The sequence below is a fragment of the Arthrobacter alpinus genome (assembly GCF_900105965.1).
Classification (GTDB): domain Bacteria; phylum Actinomycetota; class Actinomycetes; order Actinomycetales; family Micrococcaceae; genus Specibacter; species Specibacter alpinus.
Genome location: NZ_FNTV01000001.1, coordinates 2,692,628 through 2,715,824, shown reverse-complemented (window position 1 = coordinate 2,715,824; position 23,197 = coordinate 2,692,628). Strand labels below are relative to the sequence as shown.

General features: G+C 59.4%; 17 protein-coding genes. 10 read left to right on the top strand and 7 right to left on the bottom strand.

Annotated features, from left to right (window positions below):
* Positions 1–19: 19 nt before the first annotated feature.
* Both BLV41_RS12365 and BLV41_RS23040 read right to left on the bottom strand, forming a co-directional pair.
* Entirely contained in the window at positions 20–2,506 is a 2,487-nt protein-coding gene (locus tag BLV41_RS12365) for a DUF7507 domain-containing protein (protein ID WP_074711855.1), read from the bottom strand.
* 554 nt (positions 2,507–3,060) lie between these two features.
* A complete protein-coding gene (locus tag BLV41_RS23040; RefSeq protein WP_074711853.1) occupies positions 3,061–4,845 on the bottom strand; it encodes a sigma-70 family RNA polymerase sigma factor in 1,785 nt (594 codons plus the stop codon).
* 197 nt (positions 4,846–5,042) lie between these two features.
* On the opposite strand from BLV41_RS23040, the gene BLV41_RS12350 reads away from it, so the two are divergent.
* The gene (locus BLV41_RS12350) at positions 5,043–5,225 is read left to right on the top strand and encodes a hypothetical protein (protein WP_170835465.1); all 183 of its coding nucleotides are present in this window, start codon (positions 5,043–5,045) and stop codon (positions 5,223–5,225) included.
* A gap of 611 nt (positions 5,226–5,836) precedes the next feature.
* Here BLV41_RS12350 and BLV41_RS12345 read toward each other — a convergent pair.
* Positions 5,837–6,412, bottom strand: a complete 576-nt coding sequence (locus BLV41_RS12345) for a hypothetical protein (RefSeq protein WP_074711851.1) — start codon at positions 6,410–6,412, stop codon at positions 5,837–5,839.
* Between the two features lie 253 nt (positions 6,413–6,665).
* On the opposite strand from BLV41_RS12345, the gene BLV41_RS12340 reads away from it, so the two are divergent.
* The 8 genes from BLV41_RS12340 to BLV41_RS12300 all read left to right on the top strand — a co-directional run bounded on the left by BLV41_RS12340 (position 6,666) and on the right by BLV41_RS12300 (position 16,382).
* A complete protein-coding gene (locus BLV41_RS12340; protein ID WP_074711850.1) occupies positions 6,666–7,736 on the top strand; it encodes a LacI family DNA-binding transcriptional regulator in 1,071 nt (356 codons plus the stop codon).
* An 81-nt stretch (positions 7,737–7,817) separates the two neighbouring features.
* The gene (locus BLV41_RS12335) at positions 7,818–9,494 is read left to right on the top strand and encodes an ABC transporter substrate-binding protein (protein ID WP_074711849.1); all 1,677 of its coding nucleotides are present in this window, start codon (positions 7,818–7,820) and stop codon (positions 9,492–9,494) included.
* 178 nt (positions 9,495–9,672) lie between these two features.
* Positions 9,673–10,650 carry an ABC transporter permease gene (locus tag BLV41_RS12330; protein ID WP_074711848.1) on the top strand — a complete coding sequence of 326 codons (978 nt, stop codon included), beginning with the start codon at positions 9,673–9,675 and terminating at the stop codon, positions 10,648–10,650.
* Positions 10,651–10,658: 8 nt separating this feature from the next.
* Positions 10,659–11,615 (top strand): ABC transporter permease, encoded by a 957-nt coding sequence (locus tag BLV41_RS12325; protein ID WP_074711847.1) that lies wholly within the window; start codon positions 10,659–10,661, stop codon positions 11,613–11,615.
* Entirely contained in the window at positions 11,612–12,571 is a 960-nt protein-coding gene (locus tag BLV41_RS12320) for an ABC transporter ATP-binding protein (protein ID WP_074711846.1), read from the top strand. The genes BLV41_RS12325 and BLV41_RS12320 overlap by 4 nt, the downstream gene beginning before the upstream one ends.
* Positions 12,568–13,653, top strand: a complete 1,086-nt coding sequence (locus BLV41_RS12315) for an ATP-binding cassette domain-containing protein (RefSeq protein ID WP_074711845.1) — start codon at positions 12,568–12,570, stop codon at positions 13,651–13,653. Before BLV41_RS12320 ends, BLV41_RS12315 begins: the two co-directional genes overlap by 4 nt.
* A complete protein-coding gene (locus BLV41_RS12310; protein WP_074711844.1) occupies positions 13,650–15,206 on the top strand; it encodes a glycoside hydrolase family 32 protein in 1,557 nt (518 codons plus the stop codon). Before BLV41_RS12315 ends, BLV41_RS12310 begins: the two co-directional genes overlap by 4 nt.
* Positions 15,207–15,728: 522 nt before the next feature.
* Positions 15,729–16,382: a GNAT family N-acetyltransferase gene (locus BLV41_RS12300; protein ID WP_244516884.1), complete on the top strand. Its 654-nt coding sequence runs from the start codon at positions 15,729–15,731 to the stop codon at positions 16,380–16,382.
* Between the two features lie 125 nt (positions 16,383–16,507).
* Here BLV41_RS12300 and BLV41_RS12295 read toward each other — a convergent pair whose 3' ends face one another.
* Entirely contained in the window at positions 16,508–17,359 is an 852-nt protein-coding gene (locus BLV41_RS12295; RefSeq protein ID WP_074711842.1) for an NAD-dependent epimerase/dehydratase family protein, read from the bottom strand.
* Between the two features lie 718 nt (positions 17,360–18,077).
* On the bottom strand, positions 18,078–18,236 hold the full coding sequence (locus tag BLV41_RS22935; protein WP_170835464.1) for a hypothetical protein: 159 nt from the start codon (positions 18,234–18,236) through the stop codon (positions 18,078–18,080).
* 256 nt (positions 18,237–18,492) lie between these two features.
* On the opposite strand from BLV41_RS22935, the gene BLV41_RS12280 reads away from it, so the two are divergent.
* A complete protein-coding gene (locus BLV41_RS12280) occupies positions 18,493–18,744 on the top strand; it encodes a hypothetical protein (RefSeq protein ID WP_074711840.1) in 252 nt (83 codons plus the stop codon).
* 806 nt (positions 18,745–19,550) lie between these two features.
* On the opposite strand, the gene BLV41_RS12275 is transcribed toward BLV41_RS12280, so the two are convergent.
* Both BLV41_RS12275 and BLV41_RS12265 read right to left on the bottom strand, forming a co-directional pair.
* Complete coding sequence (locus BLV41_RS12275) at positions 19,551–20,744, bottom strand: AI-2E family transporter (protein ID WP_083360963.1); 1,194 nt, start codon at positions 20,742–20,744, stop codon at positions 19,551–19,553.
* A gap of 516 nt (positions 20,745–21,260) precedes the next feature.
* Positions 21,261–23,174 (bottom strand): glycoside hydrolase family 127 protein, encoded by a 1,914-nt coding sequence (locus BLV41_RS12265; protein WP_074711838.1) that lies wholly within the window; start codon positions 23,172–23,174, stop codon positions 21,261–21,263.
* Positions 23,175–23,197: the final 23 nt, after the last annotated feature.

The window sequence follows — 23,197 nt, the reverse complement described above, 5'->3', positions numbered from 1 at the left end:
CCACAGCCCTATCAATTGGTTAGGACTCGGACTTTCGGCGCTTACTCGTTACAAACGCGAAGATGCCGCCCAAGAGTAGGAGCAGTGCAATCGGAATGATCACAAGACCCGCAACACCGGTGTAGGCCAGATCCGGGTTTACCGGAGCGGCTGCAACAGGCGGAGTCATCACGGGTGGATCTACGACCGGGACTACCAAAACTGGCGGGGTCGCGGTCAGCGGGGTGCTGGTGCTGGAAGGGCCCGAGGGGACGGCTTCGCCGGCCGGGTTCTTTCCTGTTGCGGTTGCGGTGTTATCGATCTTGCCGGTGTTGATGTCGGCCTGGGTGATCTGGTACGTCGCGGTTGCGTCGACTTTCTCTCCCGGTGCCAGGGTTCCTGCGGTGCCGGGCCAGGTGTAGGCCAGGGCTGAGAGTCCGGTCAACGGGTCCGTGATCGTGACGTCGGTCAGGGGAGTGTTGCCGGTGTTCGTTGCGGTGAAGTGGTACGTGATCGTGTCGCCAACCTTGGAAGGGGTGGTCAGTGCGGTCGCGTCAGCGGTCTTCACCAGTGACAGGGCGGCCGCCGCGGTCAGCGGGGTGCTGGTGCTGGATGGGCCCGAGGGGACGGCTTCGCCGGCCGGGTTCTTTCCTGTTGCGGTTGCGGTGTTATCGATCTTGCCGGTGTTGATGTCGGCCTGGGTGATCTGGTACGTCGCGGTTGCGTCGACTTTCTCTCCCGGTGCCAGGGTTCCTGCGGTGCCGGGCCAGGTGTAGGCCAGAGCTGAGAGTCCGGTCAACGGGTCCGTGATCGTGACGTCGGTCAGGGGAGTGTTGCCGGTGTTCGTTGCGGTGAAGTGGTACGTGATCGTGTCGCCAACCTTGGAAGGGGTGGTCAGTGCGGTCGCGTCAGCGGTCTTCACCAGTGACAGGGCGGCCGCCGCGGTCAGCGGGGTGCTGGTGCTAGCGGGTTTGGATGGAGCCGGTGGGCCGGTGGGGGGATTACCACTGGCCATTGCCGTGTTATCAACTTTGCCGATGTTGATGTCGGCCTGGGTGATCTGGTACGTCGCGGTTGCGTCGACTTTCTCTCCCGGTGCCAGGGTTCCTGCGGTGCCGGGCCAGGTGTAGGCCAGGGCTGAGAGTCCGGTCAACGGGTCCGTGATCGTGACGTCGGTCAGGGGAGTGTTGCCGGTGTTCGTTGCGGTGAAGTGGTACGTGATCGTGTCGCCAACCTTGGAAGGGGTGGTCAGTGCGGTCGCGTCAGCGGTCTTCACCAGTGACAGGGCGGGTACCGCGGGCGGCACAACAACAGTCGAGGCACAGGTGCGGACGAGGGCTGAGGTGTCGTTGGCCGGAACAATGTCGGATTCGTTGGCCATGACCGTGGCCTGGTTTTCGACACACGTCCCGTCAGTCGGTGGTGCGGTACCAGTCAGTGTGATAGTCGAGCTGTCCCCGACCAAGAGCGTACCTCCAATACAGGTGACAGTGTTCGCGTTCACCGTGCAACCCGGCGTCGTACTAGCCACGCCGGTAACTCCGGCCGGGACCGTGTCGCTGACCGTGTAACCGGAGCTGATGGCGGGCCCGTTGTTCTTCACTGCTAGGGTCCAGTTGATGGTGCCGTTAGTCTGGACCTGGGGAGGACCGGTCTTGGTGATCTCTAGGTCGGTATTGGACGGGTTCGGAACACAGTTCGCGCCGTCGTTACGATTGGACTGAGGCCCGGCTGACTGGGAAACGAGCGTGAAGGTTGGTGCTGCGGAGCCGGGATCAGTGATCTTGACCTGCGAGACAACACCGGTGTCGCTACTGCTTATACCCAAGTTACCGTTACCGAACGTAAAGGCCGCACCCGCCGAGGCGTTTGTATTCCCGTTCCAGAAGGTGGACGTCGCTGGAAAAGTCGTGACAGCACCCGTTGTCGGGTCAAGCCTGTAGAACGTTCCGCTGTACTTTTCAACACCCCACAGGTAGTTTCCCACCTGGGTAAAATCGGCAGGGGTCCAAGCCGTTGACAACGTTGTTGTCGTTGCCGTCACGGTGTTCAGATCGATCGAGAAAATCTCGGGTGCGCTGCTTTCACCGGACATGACGTAGTAGGTGCCATTATGAAAGGCCCCGGCATTGATGAAACGGGAATCGGTGGGCATGTCGGCGATGACGCCCAGATCCTGGGGTGCGCCGTCCTCACCGATTCGCAGCAGATGGTAGTTGGGGTTTACGCCGTCAGAGCTGTTGGCGATCCCGTAGAGGAAGTTATCGGCGGTGTTGAAACCGATCGCATTGTATTTGTTGAATCCACCGATCCCTCCCCAAGGAGTGCCGATCGGTGTGAACTGGGCCTGCCCCAGCGAATAGGACTCGGACTGAAGCTGAGTCGGACCGGACCCATCGGGATTATTGCCTTGGGCCACAAAAATCATTGGCGTCAGGCAGGGGAAATTCGCTGAGACAGGGGCAGGAGCGGGGGCTGCGTGGGCCATCTCTTCGCCAAACCCCGGCACACCAATAGCAGTCAACATGACCGATGTGAGCGCCGCCGCAGCAACAACCTTTGCCCACTTCCTTGTGGGCCGTGGAGCTGGCGGACTATGTCTCTGCTCCTGCCTGGTGAGGGCCGCTGGCTCCGCACCCGCAAATATGCGTCGCATCCGATTCATGAAAACTAGCTCCTAATTTGATCTGCCAGCAAACAGCCGGCGGCACCACAAAATGTGCGCCTATCAGGTAAGTGGCATCAACCCGGCGATCGTGTCGCCAAAAAGAGAACAAATTTTCCACGACCGCGACAGACATCACCGGCCTACCCATGAAATCCGGAGGTTTGTGCTGACGCTGTGTCCGGAATCACCGGGACGTGGCTTTCGGCTTGGACGATCCGGACGGCAACTCCAGAACTTTCCGGCAGGTCAGGGTGCAGATCAGAATGCTGCAGAGTATCTGCCAGTTGAAGAACACCACAGGGGAAATCGGAATGGGTGCCCGGCACGGCAGGCACATTGCGGGGAACCTGGCGAACCACATAAAGGGCAGAACCATGATTGACATCACGCAACGGCTCCACTGCTTCCCCGGGTCAGTCGTGGTCCGGAGCGACCATCCATTGCTGGTTGATGCTGTTAGCGGTGCAGTCCCACAGCTCTACCTGTGAATTATTGCTTGTTTCAGCGTCCTGGATGGATAGGCAGCGACCAGAAGGAACTCCGATGATCGTCTTGTTGGTTTGATCCACAGTCCATCGCTGATTCGGTTGGCCGGTACATGTCCAGGCGATCACGTGGGTGCCATTGCCGGTGCCACTACCTTCAGCGTCCAGGCAATAGGTGGCGTCAGCAACCGTGGCCGACAACGTCCCTGTCGCAGCGTCGTACGCCCATCGCTGAGGCCCGCCGCTGTCGACGCAGTCAGCAATTATCAGTTGGATGCCAGCTGGCTCGACAATGGTCAGACAACGGCCGGACTCCATCGCAGCCACCGATGAAGGGCCAATAGCCGTGGCGACGGTTGCAGACGACGCCTTGAAAAACGATGAAGTTGACGGTGCTGTCGGCGCGGGTGCAGGCGCCGTCGGAAATGGCAATGAGGTTGGCGCTGCTGTCGGCACAGGTACGGGCGCCGCCTTGAAAAACGATGAGGTTGGCGGTGCTGTCGGCGCGGGTGCAGGCGCCGTCGGGAATGGCGATGAGGTTGGCGCTGCTGTCGGCGCGGGTGCAGGCGCTGACGATGGGGCCGACGAAACCGCCGATGCGGATGGGGGTGCTGACGGTGACGCGCTGGTTCCAGCCGCGTGGGCCGGCCCTGCGGGAGCCGCCGCGGCTGTGGCACTGGATTCGGGCGCAGCTGCTAAAGTTTCCTGCGCTGAGGAGATCGCCCATGCTCCGAAGCCCTGGGTGGCTAGTGCAGTGGCTGCCGCGACCAACACAATTGCCACCGCTGACCCCGAGGCTACAGTCAGCGCCGGAGATCCACTTAGTTGCAACCAATGCTTAAAATCGGGCCATCTACCCGACCCGATTGCCGATGCGCTTGGCATTGTCGTACTAGGATCCCAAAAAGCCATGCCGGCGACGAGGGGGAAAATGCCCGCTCTGAGGCTGGACTGAACGTCCGCCAAGTCAGCCAGCACCGCCGAGCACTCTTCGCATTTTTCCAGATGCGCGTCGATTCTCTTCGTTGTGGAGCCGTTCAGGCCGTTCCGGACGAATGCGCCCAGCTGTACGGCATACTGGGCGCAAGCGGAGTCCGCCGTACTCGTGATGTGATTTTGGAGGTAGTTCTGGCTAAGTCCTTCCCTTGCGCGTCCGACCAGCGAGGAAACTGCGTTAGACGACAGGCCAAGGAGCGGGGCCGCTGCGGCAGGTTTCATGCCCTCAATATCGATATACCAGAGTGCCGCCTGCCACCGCTCTGGCAGTGCTTTGAAAGCGGCAACAATGGTCTTTTCTTCAAACGACTGCAGTGCAGGATCCTCATCGAGGAACTCTTTGTCGAGAATGAGGAGGTCATCCGTAGGTGTCGTCTTCCCCCTAGCCCTGTTTTTTTGGTGTGAAATGCGGCTCACTGCGCAAAGAAGGTAGGCCCGGAAAAAGCAGTCCGGCCCCTTGCCCGCCAGGAGACTCTCAAACACTGAGGCGAAGGCTTCCGCTACAACGTCATCAGCATCGCTGTAGTTATCAACATGCTTCCGGGCAACACTGGTCGCGACGGAAACATGTCGCCTATAGAGCTCTTCATATGCGGGGGTCCCTCCGGCACGAACCAATTCGATCAGTTGGCCATCGCTGGCAGCGTCATCGGGCAGTGATGCCTTTTGCTTTCGACGCGCCGACGATGGTTCGTCGAGTTCGTAATTTTTCTTCACACGTAATGATGGCACAGCCAGAAACGCGTCATTGGCATATCCGAGAATTCAACGACCCAATGCTATTGGTCGCTGAGTCTCAACCGTAGTATCCGACTGAGGAGATGCGACTCGGCCTGGTCCCTGACCGGCTAGAGAGTTCGTCAGGGCGCACTCCAACCGCTGACGCCATCGTCATTATGGCAACCAGGGAAGGCGTGATAAGGGCGCGTCCAATCATCCAGCTGCTCGGTGCTCAGTCCGCCGCGATCGACCTCGACAAGTTGAAGAGTGCGCTGAATGCCCTCGGCAAGCCATACAGCCAACTGACCGCGCCTGGGTGGGAACGTCCCAAGGCCGACCATACCGATGGTGTTGTGTCCGATCTGACTCGTCTGTAAGAAGAGGACATTGTCAGCAAATTCGAGGAGAATGCAGCGAAGAAGATCTTCGAGGTCAGCAGGCGGCACTACTAGCGGTCGGGTTTCCTGCCCTGTCGGCTCCACCAGAAATCAATCCAAGCTGTGAGAATAACGGACGGCGCAGGAGGAATCAAGAGTAAAATTAGGAGCACAGAATCGGTGGCTTGTTGGCTAGGCTCGAGGTCGCGCGGCCGTCGGGAGGGAGTTCCCACCACGTCATTCAAAACTCATCCTAATCAGTGCAAAGTGGAGAGTATTTAGTATCACTCGTTGTTACAACCTCGTCATACAGGAGCAGGTAAAAGTAGCCTATTGATAGCTCAAAATGGCCGCTTGTTGGTGAAGCGGGGTTCATAAACGTCGATAAGTGACGATGGGTTTTCAGTTCTCAGCATGCTCTGACCTGCGGCGATAGTATTCGTTGGTATTTACTTGCGGTTGTAGCGCCGACGGTTCAGCACCGGCTACTTCGGTTCGAATTTCCCATGTTCCGGGTTGCGGACCAGACTCGTTCGCTGCGGCAGAGTGGGTCACTCGGCCGCAGCCCGCGGATGCCCTTCGGTAGACACTGTGATTCGTCCTTGAAAGCGCTATTCACCGAGAGGTGCTGAATTCCGCAAATGCGCGCGGGATAGGAAGGACTGAATGATCCGGGACGTGATCGGTACCGCCTCCATGGACTGGTTCCGCCGCGACCGGGTCATTGACTTCCCCTCGGGGTGCATCGAGAGTTTGAACGGCACCAGCAGCCGGTCGATCGCCGCCGCACTCATCGCCAGCAATTGGGTATGCACCTCCGGGCCATAACGGACCCACGCCCTGCCGAAAGAACCGGCACGTGCATGTGCTTTCATGTTGGCCAACGTGGATTCCATGACCGCGGCCAGGTACTTCCCGCACGGCTGCCCCGCCACAACCCACACCTGCTGGAGCACCTTCGCCGTGTCATGGTCAAACGTTGGCGGCCGTGGCCTGCGCCCCGCCACACGGGCCGACCCACGCCGCTTGAATGCCCTGCCGAGTTGGCGGAGGGCATTCGCCCCGGACCAGCCCACCTCGGCCGCTAACCGGTCCAGGATCTCGCCCTTGGCCTTCTTCGACGCCGCCCAATTCGCGCCGGCTTCCTTCTTCGAGATTTCCCTACGCGCAGACTTTCGTCTTCCCATACATCCCTCCAACACAACAAAGCCCCCAGCCATGCACGAGAGATTTCGCGAGCATTACTCGAATGAGGTACGCACCCCATTTCGGGAGCACTTTGGATGAGTCTCGTTGCCCTCTTGACAGCACGGAAGTAACGCGCGTAATCTAAATCACACCCTCTAGTTGCGCGCGTTACTACACGAGCATTACTGGAACATACCTATTGCTGGAAGCTGGCACAACGTCCAGCATCAACGAAGATAAACGGAGCTTTCAATGGCGAATACCACCAACCTGAGCAAGGCCGCGGCCGTGCGTCAGCGGGCGGTCACCATGAAGGATGTCGCCAAGCGTGCTGGCGTCTCTAGGACGGCCGTCTCCTTCGTTCTGAATAATCGTCAAGACGCCAGCATCTCCGAAGATACCCGGGCCCGGATCAAAGATGCCGTGCAGGCTTTGGGGTACCGACCCAACGCCGGCGCCCGTGCCCTTGCCTCCCAACGCAGCGACTGGTACGGAATTGTCACCGAGATTGTGACTGCCCCCTTCGCCGTTGACACCATCAAAGGCGCCCAAGACCAAGCCTGGTTGGACCGCCGCTTCCTCCTGATTGCACCTTCTGACCAAGCCGATGCCGTAGGTCCAAACAAGGGCATGGAGGATGCGGCAATCGAAAAGCTGCTGGAACAGCGCGTCGAAGGTCTGCTCTACGCTGCAACGTTCCACCGTGGTGTCCATGTTCCCCAAAGCGCACATGAAGTTCCCACGGTGCTGATCAACTGCTTTGATATTGACGGCAAACTCCCCTCGATCGTCCCGGACGAACACGGAGGCGGCCGAGTGGCTATTGAACGCTTGCTCAAAGCCGGTCACCGGCGCATTGGTGCAATCAACTTGGATCCCACCATTCCCGCCTCCGTTGGCCGCTTGGCAGGTGCCCGTGAAGCCCTTGCCGAAGCCGGCCTGGAACTGGACCCGGAACTTGTAGTGACCGGACATGCCACTGCCGATGGCGGCTATGACGCTGCGTGCCAGATTCTTGATCGCTACCCGGAAGAAGGCCGCCCAACAGCGCTGTTCTGCCTCAATGACCGTATGGCCATGGGCGCATACGACGCGATCAAGGAAAGGGGACTGCGAATCCCTGAGGACATTGCCGTGATCGGTTTCGACAACCAAGAGCTCATTGCGGCCTATCTCAGGCCCAAGCTCACAACGGTTGCGTTGCCCTTCCAAAAAATGGGCGCCCTCGGCGTCCAAACGCTCGCCATCCTTACAGCAGGACAGCCGATTGTTGCCAACCAGCAATTAGTCGACTGCCCGCTGCTAGAACGCTCTTCGGTCTGACCGCGAAATCAATTTCGAAGAGCAATACCCCACCCACCCCTTCACCTTGCTGATGAAGAATAGGAAAGAGATAACTCCATCATGGCACAACTCAGATTTTTGACGTCTACCCGCATCGCCGCGGCCGGACTGGCAGTCGGCGCAATGTTGCTGACAGGCTGCGTGGCCAACGTCGACAAACCCGCCGGTGCGGACGCCGCAGCGAACGCGAGTGCATTCCTCACTATTCCTCGCGAAGACATGAGCACCTTTGACAAGAACTTCAACCCCTTTGCCCCGGCCGTTAACCCCATGGTCAACCAGGCAATCTATGAACCCATGATGGTATTCAACCCGGCCAAGGGAGACACCACTCCGTGGCTCGCCACTGAATGGAAGCCCGCCGCCGATGGCAAATCCATTACCTTCACCCTGCGTGACGGCGTGAAGTGGTCCGACGGCAAGCCGCTCGTTGCTGACGACGTTGCCTACACCTTCGAGCTTCAGAAGAAGCTCAAGGGTGGCTTCGAATACCTCGTCGGCGCCAAGGCAGAAGGCACCAACAAGGTTGTGTTCACCTTCAACAAGGCATGGTCTCCCGCTCTCTACGAAGTAGGCCAGTTGCCCATCCTGCCCAAGCATATTTGGTCTGCAATCGCCGACCCAGGCAAGGACCCCAACGCCAAGCCCGTTGGCACCGGCCCGTACACCGAGGTTGACTCTTTCCAGGCTCAGTCATACGTGCTGAAGAAGAATCCCAATTACTGGCAGCCGGAGAAGCAGAAGATTGCAGGCATCAAGATGCTCGCCATGTCAGGCAACGATGCAGCCAACTTGGCAAGCGTAAGCGGAGACGTGGACTGGTCCAACCAGTACATCCCGAACATCGAAAAGACCTTTATCTCCAAGGACAAGGATCACCGCCACTACTGGTTCCCTCCCACAGGTTCCATGATCAACTGGCAGTTGAACACCACCAAGGCTCCGTTCAACGACCCCGAGGTTCGCAAGGCCTTGAGCATGGCCGTTGACCGCGACCAGGTGACCAAGATTGGTATGAGCGGTTACGCCCAGCCGGCTGACTGCACCGGCCTTTCCGGCAACTATGACAAGTGGAAGAACCCGGCAGTTAAGGACAACTGCACGTGGACCAAGCTGAACGTAGACGAGGCCAACAAGGCCCTCGACGCCGCCGGCTACCCCAAAGGGTCTGACGGCAAGCGCACCTTGAAGGACGGAAAACCGTTCGAGTTCAAGATCTCCGTTGGTTCTTCCTCCTCGGACTGGCTCTCAGTAGCCAACGTGATCGCCCAGAACCTCCAGACCGTTGGCGTCACAGCCAAGGTTGACTCCCCTGACTGGGCCTCGGTTGTTGCCAGCTACGAACAGGGCACCTTTGACACCGGCATTGTCTGGAGTGCCAACGATCCCAGTCCGTTCAAGTACTTCAACAACGCCATGGGCAGCGCCACCGTCAAGGCTGTTGGCACCAAAACCTTTGACAACTACCACCGTTTCGGCGACAAGCAGGCAGATGTGCTCTTGAACGAATTCGTTGCCGCCGGTGACGAAGCCAAGCAAAAGGACATTGCCAACAAGCTCCAGGAAGAATTCAACGCCACCGCCCCTCTGGTGCCATTGTTCTCCGGTCCTGAATGGGGCAACTACACGGACATCCACTTCAGCGGATGGCCCACAGAAGAGAACCCTTACGCGACTCTAAGCGACCGTTCTCCCACCACGGTGCTGGTTCTCACCACCTTGGAACCCAGCAAGTAGCACTACAGCCGCACGGTGGCGCGCCACTCACTGAACGTGAGCAGTGCCGCCACCGGGCGCGCACCATTACCGTCTCAAACACATAACTTCTTGAGCCACAGCGTAATGGTCTGCCATCTTTTCCGGCCGTGAACTCCCGCGGTTCCGGCCACCCGCACTTACCGAACGGAGGGAATCCGTGCGCTTTATCCTGCGCCGTCTGGGTTTCTACCTGATCGCCTTCTGGGCCTCAATCACCCTAAACTTTTTACTTCCCCGCTTTATGCCGGGCGACCCCGTCTCACGCATGTTCGCCCGCACGCAGGGCAAGATGCAGCCAGAACAGCTCGACGCACTCCGCAAGTTGCTCGGTGTGGACGACCGCCCCATTTGGGAACAATACATCGACTACCTGCACAACATCGTCACCGGCAACATGGGCATTTCCATTTCCCGCTTTCCCACACCGGTTACAGAAGTCATCGCCGGACAGATTGGCTGGACGCTCCTCCTGGGTGGAACCTCACTGGTGATTGCCGCCGTTCTCGGTAACCTTCTCGGTATCTTGGCCGCATGGCGACGTGGCGGGACTGTTGACTCCGCATTGCCTCCCATCTTGATCTTCATCGGATCCTTCCCCTACTTCTGGCTCGCCATGGGCGCCCTGTACCTTTTCGGTGTGATTCTGGGATGGGCCCCGCTGCGGCACGCATTCAGCGATGGCCTGGAACCTGGCTTCTCGTGGGAATTCATTTCCGACGTTGGAGCCCACCTTGTGCTCCCAGCATTGACGATAGTTTTGGTCTCCGTCGGTGGGTGGATGCTCGGTATGCGCAACACCATGATTGCCACCAACTCCGAGGACTACATCACCATGGCCGAGGCCAAGGGCCTTCGCCCGGGACGCATCATGTTCCGTTACGCAGCTCGCAACGCCATGCTCCCGTCCGTCACGAGCTTTGGCATGAGCCTTGGCTTCGTAGTCGGCGGCGCCATGCTCACCGAGGTGGTCTTCGCTTACCCCGGTGTTGGCTACCAACTCCTCACCGCAGTACAAGGCCTGGACTACCCGCTGATGCAAGGACTCTTCCTGACCATCACCGCCGCTGTACTGATAGCCAACTTCCTGGTGGACATCCTCTATGTCCGACTCGACCCGCGCGTACGCAGCAGCTAGGGATCATCATGACCACACCTATTGAGCCCACCGTGGAGCTCCGCAAAACAAAACCAAAACAGGGCCTGGTTCACGGCTTGTTTACCAACACCAAAGCCATGGTCGGCGCCACCATCCTGCTGATCTTCATTGCTCTGGCATTGTTGGCACCGTTCCTGTTTCCAGGTGACCCTTCCCGGATCACGGACATGGCAAGTCTTGAACCCTCGCCCGCACACTGGCTTGGCACCACTGCCAAAGGCCAGGACGTTTTGGCCCTGACCGTCCACGGCTCCCGCAGCTCGCTGCTGGTGGGTCTGACTGTAGGCTTCGCCTCAACCTTCGTGGGCATCCTCGTGGGACTGGCATCGGCATACTTCGGCAAGTTCATTGACGAGTCCCTCTCGCTGATCACCAACGTATTCCTGCTCCTGCCCGGACTGCCCCTGTTGGTGATCCTCGCAGCATTCTTGCCGCCGGGACTGGGCACAGTCATTGTTGTCCTGATCATTACAGGTTGGGCTGGATCTGCACGTGTGCTCCGCTCCCAAGCACTTTCCATCCGTTCCAAGGATTTCGTTGCAGCAGCAGTGGTCTCCGGTGAACGCGCCGGGCGGATTATGTTCCGCGAAATATTGCCCAACATGGCCTCGATTGTCATGGGCACCCTGCTGGGCTGTGTCATCTACGGTATCGGCGCACAAGCTGGCCTGGAGTTCCTGGGCCTGGGCGACACCAGCACCGTCTCGTGGGGAAACAACCTCTTCTGGGCCGGCAATGAAGGCGCACTCTTGACCGGCAGCTGGTGGGTATTTGTTCCCTCAGGTTTGTGCATCGCGCTTGTGGCCTTCGCCTTGTCCCTGATCAACTACGCGGTCGACGAGGTCACCAACCCGCGCCTTCGCAAGATCAAGGCACCCAAGCCCGCTGCCGACGTCGTACCCGAAACCGCGGCAACCACCCCCGAAAGGAGCGTCACGAAATGACCGTCTCCCAGACATCCTTCGGCTCGCATGAGCCAGTTCTTGAAGTCAAAGATCTCACCGTGAAGTACATCGGCGACACCCGCTCCACCACCGCCGTGGACCGCGTCTCCTTCAGCATCGGCACCGGCGAAGTCTTTGGCCTGGCCGGCGAATCCGGTTGCGGTAAGTCGACCATTGCCAACTCGATCATGCGGCTACTCAAGGACCCGGCGAAGATTGCCGGCGGCAGCATCCGCTTCGGCGGCAAGGACGTCCTGGCCATGAACACCGAAGAGCTCCGGCGGTTCCGGTGGCAAGACGTGGCCATGGTTTTCCAGTCCGCCATGAACTCGCTCAACCCGGTACTGACCATTGGTGAGCAGATCACAGACATCTACTCCACCCACGCCGGCTACTCCCGCAAAGAATCCCTGCACCGTGCGGGCCAGCTGCTCGAACTCGTGAGGATCAACCCCTCGCGTCTGAAATCCTATCCGCACCAACTTTCAGGCGGCATGCGCCAGCGTGCAGTTATCGCCATGGCCGTTGCGCTCAAGCCGTCGCTGCTTATTTTGGATGAACCCACCACGGCACTTGACGTGGTGGTGCAGCAGGAAATCATGGCCCAGATCAAAGAGCTGCAGCGTGAACTGGGTTTCTCGGTCCTGTTCATCACACACGATATGTCCTTGATGGTGGAGCTTTCCCACCGCATGGGTGTGATGTACGGGGGCCGGATCGTGGAAACGGCCAAGGCATCTGAAATCCACACCAACCCGCAGCATCCCTACACTCAAGCGCTCATGGGCGCTTTCCCTCCCTTGACCGGTCCGCGAGTTCCGCTGACCGGCCTGGCCGAGGGCGTGAAGTTCCGCAACATCCCAGATCTTGCTGAGGTATTCCCCGGTCATTTTGTGGCCCCCTCCGGCGACTCTCCGACGATCACCCCAGCCGTCCTTGAAGGAGCTGCACAATGAGCCACTCAGCAATGCCCACCTCATCTGGGCCCACAGATGAGACCCCGGCACTTGAAATCCGTGGCTTGGGCAAGCAGTTCCCCCTTGGTGGACTGTTCTCTCGCGAATCGGTCCGTGCTCTGCACGGCGTTGACTTGTCCTTGGGCCGTGGCGAGATTGTGGCCCTCGTAGGCGAGTCAGGTTCCGGCAAAAGCACCCTGGCGCGCTGTGTTGCCCGCTTGGAACGACCCACCACCGGAGAGATCCTGTTGGACGGAGTTGACGTTCTCAAGCGCGATCGCTTCCAGGCGTCCCGGGCATTCCGCGCCCGGGTTCAAATGGTGTTCCAAGACCCCTTTGGCTCCTTGAACCCAGCTCATCGCATTGAGCACTTCTTGCGCCGCTCCTTGACGATCCACGGCAAAACCGGCGGTTCCGAGAAGGAAACCCAGCGACGCCTCGAAGAACTCATCACCACGGTTGGACTGCAGCCGGACATGCTCAACTCCTACCCGCATGAGCTCTCCGGCGGGCAGCGTCAACGCGTTGCCATTGCCCGGGCGCTCGCGGTGGAACCGGAAGTTATTCTGGCTGACGAGCCCACCTCCATGTTGGATGTTTCGGTGCGGATCGGTGTGCTGAACTTGATGCGTAAACTGCGCGATGACAAGGGCATTTCGATGCTATACATCACCCACGACCTCGCCTCCGCCCGTTATTTGGCTGACCGAATTGCAGTGATGTTTGCCGGGGAAATTGTTGAACAGGGCGAGTCGCTGGACCTTTTGGCCAACCCGGCCCACCCGTACACCCAACTTTTGGTCTCGGCGGTTCCGGATCCGTCCCGTGCCGGTTCCTATGATCCTTTGCGTCGTGCAGAACTGCACCAAGCCGTGATGGCGTCGACCTCGTGTGCTCTCGAAGGCGACCCGAACCAGGCCTGCTCTTCCGAAGTGTCCGTCCGCCACCAGGTGGGTGATCCGGAGAACCGACACTGGGTGCGCTGCCACCTGTACCGTCCGTGGGCTGGCGCCGGGGGACACGCATTGGCAGGCGAACCTGCACTGCCCGCCGACGACACTGAAATGAAGGCTTCCGCATGACCGCAATTGCCCACCCGCTCGCTACCGTTCCGCAGAGTGAACTGATCGCACGGGCGGAGGCGGACCCGCTTCGACCGCGCTTTCACTTTGTTTCCCCCGCGGGCTGGCTCAACGATCCCAACGGCGTCAGCCAGTGGAATGGTACCTACCACCTCTTTTACCAGTACAACCCTGAGGGGGCTTTCCACCACCAGATCCAGTGGGGACACGCCACCAGCACGGACCTGGTGACGTGGAAAGACGTCCCGGTAGCTTTGGAACCGTCCGCGGGTCCGGACGCCGAGGGCTGCTGGTCAGGTGTTCTAGTGAACGACGGCGGGACACCCACCTTGGTGTACTCGGGACGCCTCGGCGAACACGAACTGCCCTGTGTCGCTGTGGGTAGCCCGGACTTAGTGAACTGGACCAAAATTTCCGAAAATCCGGTTATTGCCGGGCCTCCCGCCGGCGTTGAGGTCACCGCCTACCGGGATCACTGCGTGTGGCGTGAAGGCACCAAATGGCGCCAGCTGGTTGGGTCCGGTATTCGCGAACGGGGCGGAACTGCATTCCTTTACGAGTCTGATGACTTGCGTTCTTGGGACTATATTGGACCCTTGTTCATTGGCGATGCCTCACAAGGTGACCCCGCTGACACAGACTGGACCGGGACCATGTGGGAGTGTGTGGACTTGTTTCGCGCAGGTGGCGGATCATTGGGTACTGCTGCCGAGGAGGGCTCACCGGATGTGTTGGTTTTCTCAGCATGGGACAACGGCGACACCCGCCACTCGCTCTACTGGACAGGCCGCTACGCCGGAGACAGTTTTGAGCCAACAGCGCTGCACCGTTTGGACTACGGCGGACGCTTCTTCTACGCGCCCCAATCGTTTCAGGACGAGTCCGGGCGCCGGGTGATGTTTGGCTGGATGCAAGAAGGCCGCAGCGATGAGGCGATGGTGGAAGCTGGCTGGTCCGGCGTGATGAGCTTGCCCCGGACCGCGACTGTAGCGAAGGACGGTTCGCTGTGCTTCGCTCCGGTTCCGGAAATCGAGCAATTGCGCCGGGCTCACCGCAGTGTGGTCGCTCAGGTTTTCACCGACGCTTCGTTTCCCCTGGACAGGGAGTTCTCCGGAAACCAACTCGATCTGGAATTGGATCTTCAGCTCCAGACCGGTGCCGTGTTCAAGCTCGGAATTCTCGCCTCTGCCGAGCTGAATGACTCCGGGTGCGCTCGAGAAGAAACCATCATCGAGCTCGGTTGCAGCACGGACGGATCGGCTGCAGGAACCCTGCGTCTGGATCGCACCCGCAGCAGCCTCGATTCCGAGGTTGATGTAGAGGACAAGTTCGGACCGGTTTCCATGCCGGAGGGACGAGTTCACTTGCGTGTCATTGTGGACAGGTCTGCGGTGGAAATTTTCGCCAACGGTGTTGCCCTGACCGGCCGCATCTATCCCACCTTGGGCGGCGAATCCATCACCCTCACCGCCGAAGGGACAGCCGAATTGGTGCGCTTTGACGCATGGGACATGGCCGATTCACAGCAAGAATCCCGGACGCTCTTTCCCTAGACCGGGGGCGTCACCTCTGATGAGGACGCGGTTTCGCCGAAGCCGCGCCCTCACCGGATCATCGCACCGTCCACTGCCTTCACCGCTCCCGCCAACGCCGTATCCACAAAAAGCCCCGGGCACTCTTCTCAGGAATCGGGTCAAGGCAGCCGGGCCCAGCGCTTCCCAACCGGGGGCTAATGACTTCTACGATCTCAAGGTCATCTGGGATGCCGATCGGGCACGGTGTTTTATGGCCAAGTTCGCAAGTCGGATGTCTACCAAGTCGGCAAATGCGCCGAATGCTGCAATCGTGCTGGCCTATGTCGCCAAGTTCTCCGACTGGTACGACTGGCTCCCGGATGCATCACATCCCGCCTACGGTGCACGACGCGTGTATGTGACGAACCCAATGCGGCATGCATCCGGCGCTACTGTCCTTCGTTTTCACAGCCGAGCACCACTGCACCTTGTCGGGTCTCTTGGCGACAGGACCGATTTCACATACGACATTCAGGACAGAGCCAGTGAGGCGCTCGAGACATGGGGGTCCCTTCTCATCGAGTATTTGAATTCGGCGCTCAAGCTCAGGGACGACTTCGGGCTCACTACAACCGCACCGAAAATGACCACGCGCACCTATTGGCGCAACTTTCTCCCGGCCTTGCCATGGGATCAAAGCCCGCGCGGCTGCAGAGCCTGGGCCGAGAGCTTTCATGCTCGGGGAGCACGTGCCCCTATTTGAAAATGCTGGTGTGCAACACTGATCCGATGTTGCCATTCCGTTTCTCCACGTCCGCCATCATTTCCAACGATGCAGTTCTTGCACTCTACGAATCCGTGGGCTGGTCGGCGTATGCCAGCAATCCTGAACTGCTTTGTCGGGCGATAAAGGGTTCGTCTTTTGTCGTCACGGCTTGGAGTGAAGATGGGCGGCTTATCGGCTTGGCCCGGGCCGTCTCCGACGATGCAACGATCTGTTATGTCCAGGACATTCTGGTGAATCCTGATTTTCAAGGAGCCGGTTTGGGCCGTGGGTTGTTCGCTCAAGTCACGGAGAGGTATCAACACGTGAGGCAGACGGTCCTCATTACCGACGATCAGCCGAAACAGCGTGCCTTTTATGAGTCCATGGGACTTGCCGAAGGATCGAACTTCGCTCCAGAACCAATTCGTGTCTTCGCTCGGTTCCGCTAACTTCCCTGCCTAGATGGGAGGCACCTTCCAATTGTGGAAACCTCTGCGTACGGGGGAGGCCGTTGTGTGGAGGGATGCAAGCCTCGCCATGCGCTGGGTGTTAGTGCTCCGACTACCTTTCCGGTTTAGGGGTGTCTTGTGCCGGTTCCGGCCAGTACTGCGCGGTAGCCATCGATGTAGCTGGGGTAGGTGAATTGGAATCCGCTGGCCTTCAGGAGCCTGTTTGAGCAGTGTTTGTCACCACCACGAGTGATGGGTACCGATCCTGTCGGTGGTTCCTCATAGCTCATTTCGTGAGCAAGGAAGCGCAAGACTTCTCCTAGGTCAACAGGATGTTCGTCGACACCCACGTAGAGGGGCTCGGGGTTGGGGATTGTTGCCAGGTGGACTGCAGCTGCTGCTGCATCGTCGCGGTGGATGCGGTTTGTCAATCGCGGGGTGTCTGGGAGGACGGCTGTGTGATTGCTGATTTGGTCGATGAGTCGAGTTCTGCCCGGGCCGTAGATGCCGGCCAGGCGAAGGACAATACTCTTCGTGGTGGTGCCAGCGAATCGGGCGTGGAGCATAGTCTCTGCTTCCAAGGTGATTTTGCCGCTGAAAGAGTTCGGTTCGGCAATGGTGGTCTCATTGACGGTTCCCGTTGCGTTGCCATAGACGGTTGTGGATGAGATTAGAAGCACTCTCTCTGGCTCAACGTGATCTCGGTCGAGGGCGTCCAGTACCTTTGTCAGCCCTGTGATGTACGCCAACCGGTATGCCTCCTCGGAGTAGCTGTCGGCTGCGACAGCCACGACAACGGTTCTAACGCTCTCAGGGATGGTAGGGAGTTCCTTGGCCAGATCTACGGACACACATTCAAATTCTTTCGGGAGCACATCGGCCTGGCGGCGCCACGCAACAACGTCTTGTCCGGCCGCGATGAACCGAAGTCCTGCTTCGGTTCCAAGATCTCCACACCCTACAATCAAAACTGTCATAGGACTATCGTGCCAGAGCCACTCCTAGCCGCCATGGTCGTCGTGAACTTGGGCGTTTTTCGGCCTTTGATCGAGACCTCTTGCGGGACATGCAACTGGAATGGCTTCTACCCGGGGCTGTCGCCGACTATCCGCCAGACATCTTCGATGAGCACGGGGTCGTCATTGCGAATAGCAAATGCATCGGGCTTGGGTGAAACGAGAAACTCGCGTGCGGTGTTCTTGTTGCAGCCGATGATCAGACTTCGTGCATAGACGTCCTGCCACCCCCCCCCAACTGAGATCACCCTGCGACCAGTCCAAGGGTACGCGTCCCGGCACGATCGGACCTCCTTGCACATCGACTAGTGAACCCGAGCAAAGCACCATGTCTCGCTGATATGGAGAGAACATAACCACCGGCCCGGGGAACGCAGAGCAGCACCCGGCCCAGCTTGCAAATAAGAGGGTGGAATCGTCAACGTGGAGCGCTTCTAGGAGGGCTCTTGCAAGGCTGGCATGAGGGTTGCCCAATTCAGGTTCCCCGTCGCCACCCGGCAGTATCACGCCGGGTGGTTTCGAGTTCGTCCCACTGCATCCACGGCTTCGGATCAAGCCCGTTGCGTTTGACTGCTTCAGGCCACGTGACCGTCGACCCGTAGTATCGAGCACCGACGCTATTGCTTCGGCCGAATTCGAATCTGACCTCATGCGCGCCCGTACCCGAGAGGGAACGTACCTAGCTAAGGCCAAGGGCCGATTCCGCGGCAAACAGCCCAAACTTTCCAGGACCCAGGAAGTAAATCTCGTCTCCTTGTTTAGGGGTGGAGGACACGCCACCACTGAAATCGCTGAACTTTTCAAGGTTGCCCGGGGTGCCGTGTATCGCATCGTCCAACGATTCAGTGATTGCCCGGCCGCACCCCTTACCGAAAGTTGATGTCTGGTAGCCGCACTTCAGCCGCTGCGCGCAACACAACCAGCACCGAGCGCCCACCGATCCATGTAGTGACCGGAAGACTGGCACCGGGGCTGAGTCGGCTGTTTGGGAATGGGTACCGCTGCCCATGTCAATGTGCCTTGGTCGTCCATAGACTCGGCAGGGAGCGCACCTTGAGCTTGCACACTTTCGCAGCATCAATTAAGGAATCAACATGAAAACTTCTCGTTCCCGCCAGCGCCTCTCAGCTATCACCTTGGCATGCGGTCTTTTGATGGGTCTAGGGGTGGTTGTCGCCCCGGCATCGTCCGCGACACCGGCCGGCTTTACTGCTTGGCCGCGGGTTTCCTATGAAGCCTGCGCTTACTGGAAGAACCAGTATGCGCAGAAAGGGTATTTGACCACCGCGTGCCATTCGTTCGCGGGCAACACCTGGAGCTTTGACTACAAACGCCAGTTGAACTGATTGGCTCACTGAGCCCTTGCCGTCGGATTTCTTGCAAGTAGTGTCCGAGCGGGCACTGCCCGCACGCTGTCCGGAGCCAAGTGAACAGGCCCTCTCGTCACTTCATCAGCGAAAGACACGCGCCCACCAGAAACGAGGGAGCCGGGCCGTTGAGTTCAACCTGAGTCGTTGAACGTATTGCCGTCATCGAACAGATCATTCCCATCCCGCCAGCCCTGCTGGCCTTGACAATACTGGGCGTCTCTCCGTTCGCACCATTGATGGCAACCGAGGTTGGCGAGTAGGCAGTGCCATCGAACCTGGTGGCACTGCCATTCCATCTCTTGGCCCAACCGAGGACGGGGGAGTCGATTCAGTGTGGTGAAGACCAGGGTAACCCCAGCATTCAAGGCAGCGAGTGCACGGTCGAATTGAGGCCGTGACGCTCATATTCCAGAAACGTCCTGGTCAACGAAGAGGTCCGCGGCTCAGACGCCGGTCAATTTCGTCACGGGCACCTCCAACGTGTCTTAAACGAGGGTTGAATACACTCATTCAACCAACGAGTTCGAGACATAGTTAGGAGAGAAACTACCCGGAGAGACCGGGTTGTAATTCCGCGGGAATTGAAGCCGACGGCCGAGCCACCACGGTGCTGCGAGGGGATCAGCGCCGTAATCTTCCCCGCGCGGGGTAACTATATTTGGAGTCATATAGCCGCATCATCGGTTGGGACCCAGGGCCTAGGATCTCAGGCTAGACGGGTGAACAGTCAAGGCACTTGCAGCATGGAACTGGAAGGCAATTCACCGGTGGATCGTGGCGAGCTAGTGTTTGGTTTGCGCCGGGATCGCCTCGGTATCACGGCCGGTCCATATCTTGACGATGGCCCACGCGACGGCGGTCAAGGGCACGGAGAGCACGGCGCCCACAAGGCCGGCCAAAACGGTACCTATCGTCAGTGCCAGCAAGATGACCAGGGCATGCAGGTTCAGGGCATGTGCCATCACCACGGGCTGCAGGAAGTTGCCCTCAAGCTGATTTACCAAGATGACCACACCCAGCACGATCAGGGCTACAACCGGGCCGTTGGCCACCAACGCTACGAGCGTGGCAAGGATTCCGGCGAACGTTGCGCCGACCATCGGGATGAACGAGGTAATGAAGACGATGACCGCCAGCGGAAGTGCTAGCGGTACCTGCAGGATCCATAGAGCGATGCCGATGCCCGCGGCGTCAACGAAGGCGATGACGGCCGTGCCGCGGACATAACCTCCCAGCGTTTCAACGGTGCGCGTGCCGCTGGCCCGCCACTTGGCCTCGTGCGGGCGCGGTATCCAAGACAGGAAGAAAGCCCAGATCCTGTCGCCGTCTTTGAGGAAGAAGAACAGGATCACTAACAGCAGAACCAACCCGGTGAAGAAGCTTCCGGCGGCGGACAGTCCGGTCAGTGCGCCGGCACCAAATTGGCTGCTTGTGAGGAAGTCCGTCACGGCTTTCACGCCGTCGTCAATCTGTTGCTGGCTAATCTGCAGCGGCAGGTCTTTCACCATGCCCTGTAACTGTTGAAAGCCCTGGACAGCTTGGTCCACTAGGCCGGACCACTCGGCCCGGACGGCAAAGACTATCCCTGTCCCGACGCCGCCGATGACCACCAGAGCGCCCAGAAACACGGTCCAAGCGGCGAGCATGGCGGACATAACCTTGCGCGCCAACCGCACCAGCGGCCACAGAGCGCTGGAGAGAATTAATGCGATCAAAAGTGGCAGCACGGCGAGGCTAACCTGAGACAGCCCGAAGACGGCCACACCGACTAATGCCAAAACCAGCAGCAGCTGAGCAGCTCGGATCGCGGCGCGTCCGAGCGGGTTGGACCACAGCAACGCCACACGGCTGGCAGGTGCCGCCAACGTGTCTAGTGGACGGGGGAGGTTGACATCTGCCTGTTGGGTGACGTCGCTCAATGGCGCAGCTAGTACGGGACCGCGGGTGGCCAGTCGACGTAGGGGACGAAATCTCATGGTGTCCACTCTAAGGCCTCGATTACCTGCAGGAGGTTCCCCTTGCGGGCACCTAATCGTCGGTGAACCCGGTTGCAGAAATTTCTCTCGTCGGATTCTGAACATTGGTCTTTGGGCCCCTTTTTCAGCTGTCACCCGCCAATGAACAGAAAATCCCGTCGACTGCCTCAAAACCTAAGCGTCTCGAATTCCATAAGTTGCGTGACCCTCCCGAGCTATGAGGGCTTCGCTCGAGGTCGTGCAGCAGCCAGGCGAGAGTTCCCACCACGTCATTCAGAAGTCATACTCTTGAAGGCAGAACAGCCACAATTTAGTAGCTTGTATTGTTGCAATCTCACAATTCAGGAAAAGGCCAAAGCGGCTCATTAGCAACTCTAAATCGACCCCTGAACCGCAAGCGGGGATCTTCGGCTCAAACCTGCTTGGGCCCAAGACGCCCAAGCAGACCTGAATCACGGTTCCACTAGCAACCTCGAGCGGTTCCAGGCGCGTCTTGTGACGGCAGAACGCGTCGGATCACTGAGTAGGGATCCAGACGCGCATCGCCGCATGGCTGCGGTTGCCCCATCTGAAGTAGGGGACCAGCGTGAGCTGGCCCAATTCCCGGTCCTCCGATGATGTGCCATGGCGCTGACTCGAGTACAGGGGGCCACTCGCCGAGGGGCGGGCCATTCCTCCACTTGCGGTGATTGCAGGAGTGTCCAAACCGTCAGGTGCCTTAGTGACTTCGAGTTGAGTTCCCTTGGGCAGGTAGACGTCTTGGACGTCAACCTCCGCGGGCAGGTCTGCCTGCTCCAAGGCGTAGATGATCGGGCCATGCCGCACGGCCATGGTCCCGCGTGATGCGTCCAAGCGCGGATGTGGCAGGTCGATCACGGGAGTGGCATGGAAGTCCAGCTCGATGGAACTATTTGCCGAGTTGGGCTCGAGCACCAAGTATCCGTCGACCTTCGCGGGGCGCGCTGATACGCCGTCGATCTTCACCGAATACTCATCCGCCCACGCCGGGACTCGAAGCCGCAGTTCGATGCCGAGGGGGCGATCGAGAGTGAGGCTCACGCGCCCGTCCCAGGGATACTCGGTACTGACGGCTGCGACAGGGCTGTCCGCATCATTGCCCAAGACCAAGTTCCCGTCACTGTAGAGGTGCACCTGAACACCTCGATCATCGCTGGTGGCCGCGTAGGTATCGAGCGAGGCGATGAGGCGGGCGAGGTTCGGCGGGCAGCAGGCACAGCCGAACCACGAGAGTCGGCTCGCGGATGCATTCTCATCGGAGATGTGCCCCTCCCGCAGCTGCAACCTGTTGACGTAGAAGAACTCGGTGCCAGACATGGAGGTCGAAGCGGCAATCACGTTGTAGAGGCCGCGTTCCATTTCATCGGCGAATCGTGCCTCGCCCGTGCGCAGCAGCATCCGCCAGTTCCACATGAAATTGGCGATCCCTGCACAGGTCTCGGAATAGGCCCTGTCCGGCGGCAACTCATAGGGGTCGCCGAAGGATTCACCCCGATGGCGGGATCCCACGCCTCCGGTGATGTACATCTTCTGGCTGTGCACGCTCACCCAGATTCTCTCGAGGGCAGCCTCCAGCTCGGCGTCGCCCTCCTCGATCACCAGATCCGTGGCACCGGCTGTCAGGTACAACTGCCGAACGGCATGGCCCACCGCGTCGGTGGCTTCCCGGATCGGCTGATGATCCAGGAAGTAGTCAGCTCCGAAGTGGTCCGGACCCATGGTTTGGTACCCGCGAGCGTCAATGAAGTGCTTCGCCAGCCGCATGAACCGGCGTTCCCCGGTGAGCCGCCAGAGCTCCACCAAGGCCGTCTCAATTTCCGGGTGCCCATCGAGACCGGGCCGTGCTCCGGGCCCGAGCTCGCGCTCGACTAAGTCCACATACCGAATGGCTGTCTGAAGGAGATCGCGCCTGCCTGTGGTTCGGGTGAACGCGATCGCTGCCTGGATGAGATGTCCCAGGCAGTACAACTCGTGTGACCACCGCATTGCGGTAAGTTTCTGATCCGAGCTGCCACCCTGCACCCACGTGTTGAGGTAGCCATCATCGGCCTGCGCACGACCGATTAGAGAGACTACTTCCTCGACAAACGCGTCGTAGTCCGAGGTTCCCGTTCTGCCGATCTCCCATGCGATCGCCTCGAGTGTCTTGTAGACATCCGAATCGGCGAAGGGTGGGCCAAGGAAGGCTGCGGTCGACTCTCCGATCAGCCTGCGGAAGTTGTCCACGGCTCCGCTGGCTTCGATCTGTTCAATGCAATGGGGGATTGTCGCGGCTCTGTTTAGCTCCTGCCACGATCCGAGGAAGCCGGCGTCGCTGAACCGCATGCTGCCCCGAGGCAGCGGCCGCACAGCAGTACTACTCGAGGGGGTCAGGCCGGTGGGGCCGTACTGCTCGGCGGTGATGGTCGGCATTGACGTACTCCTTCTAATTAAGT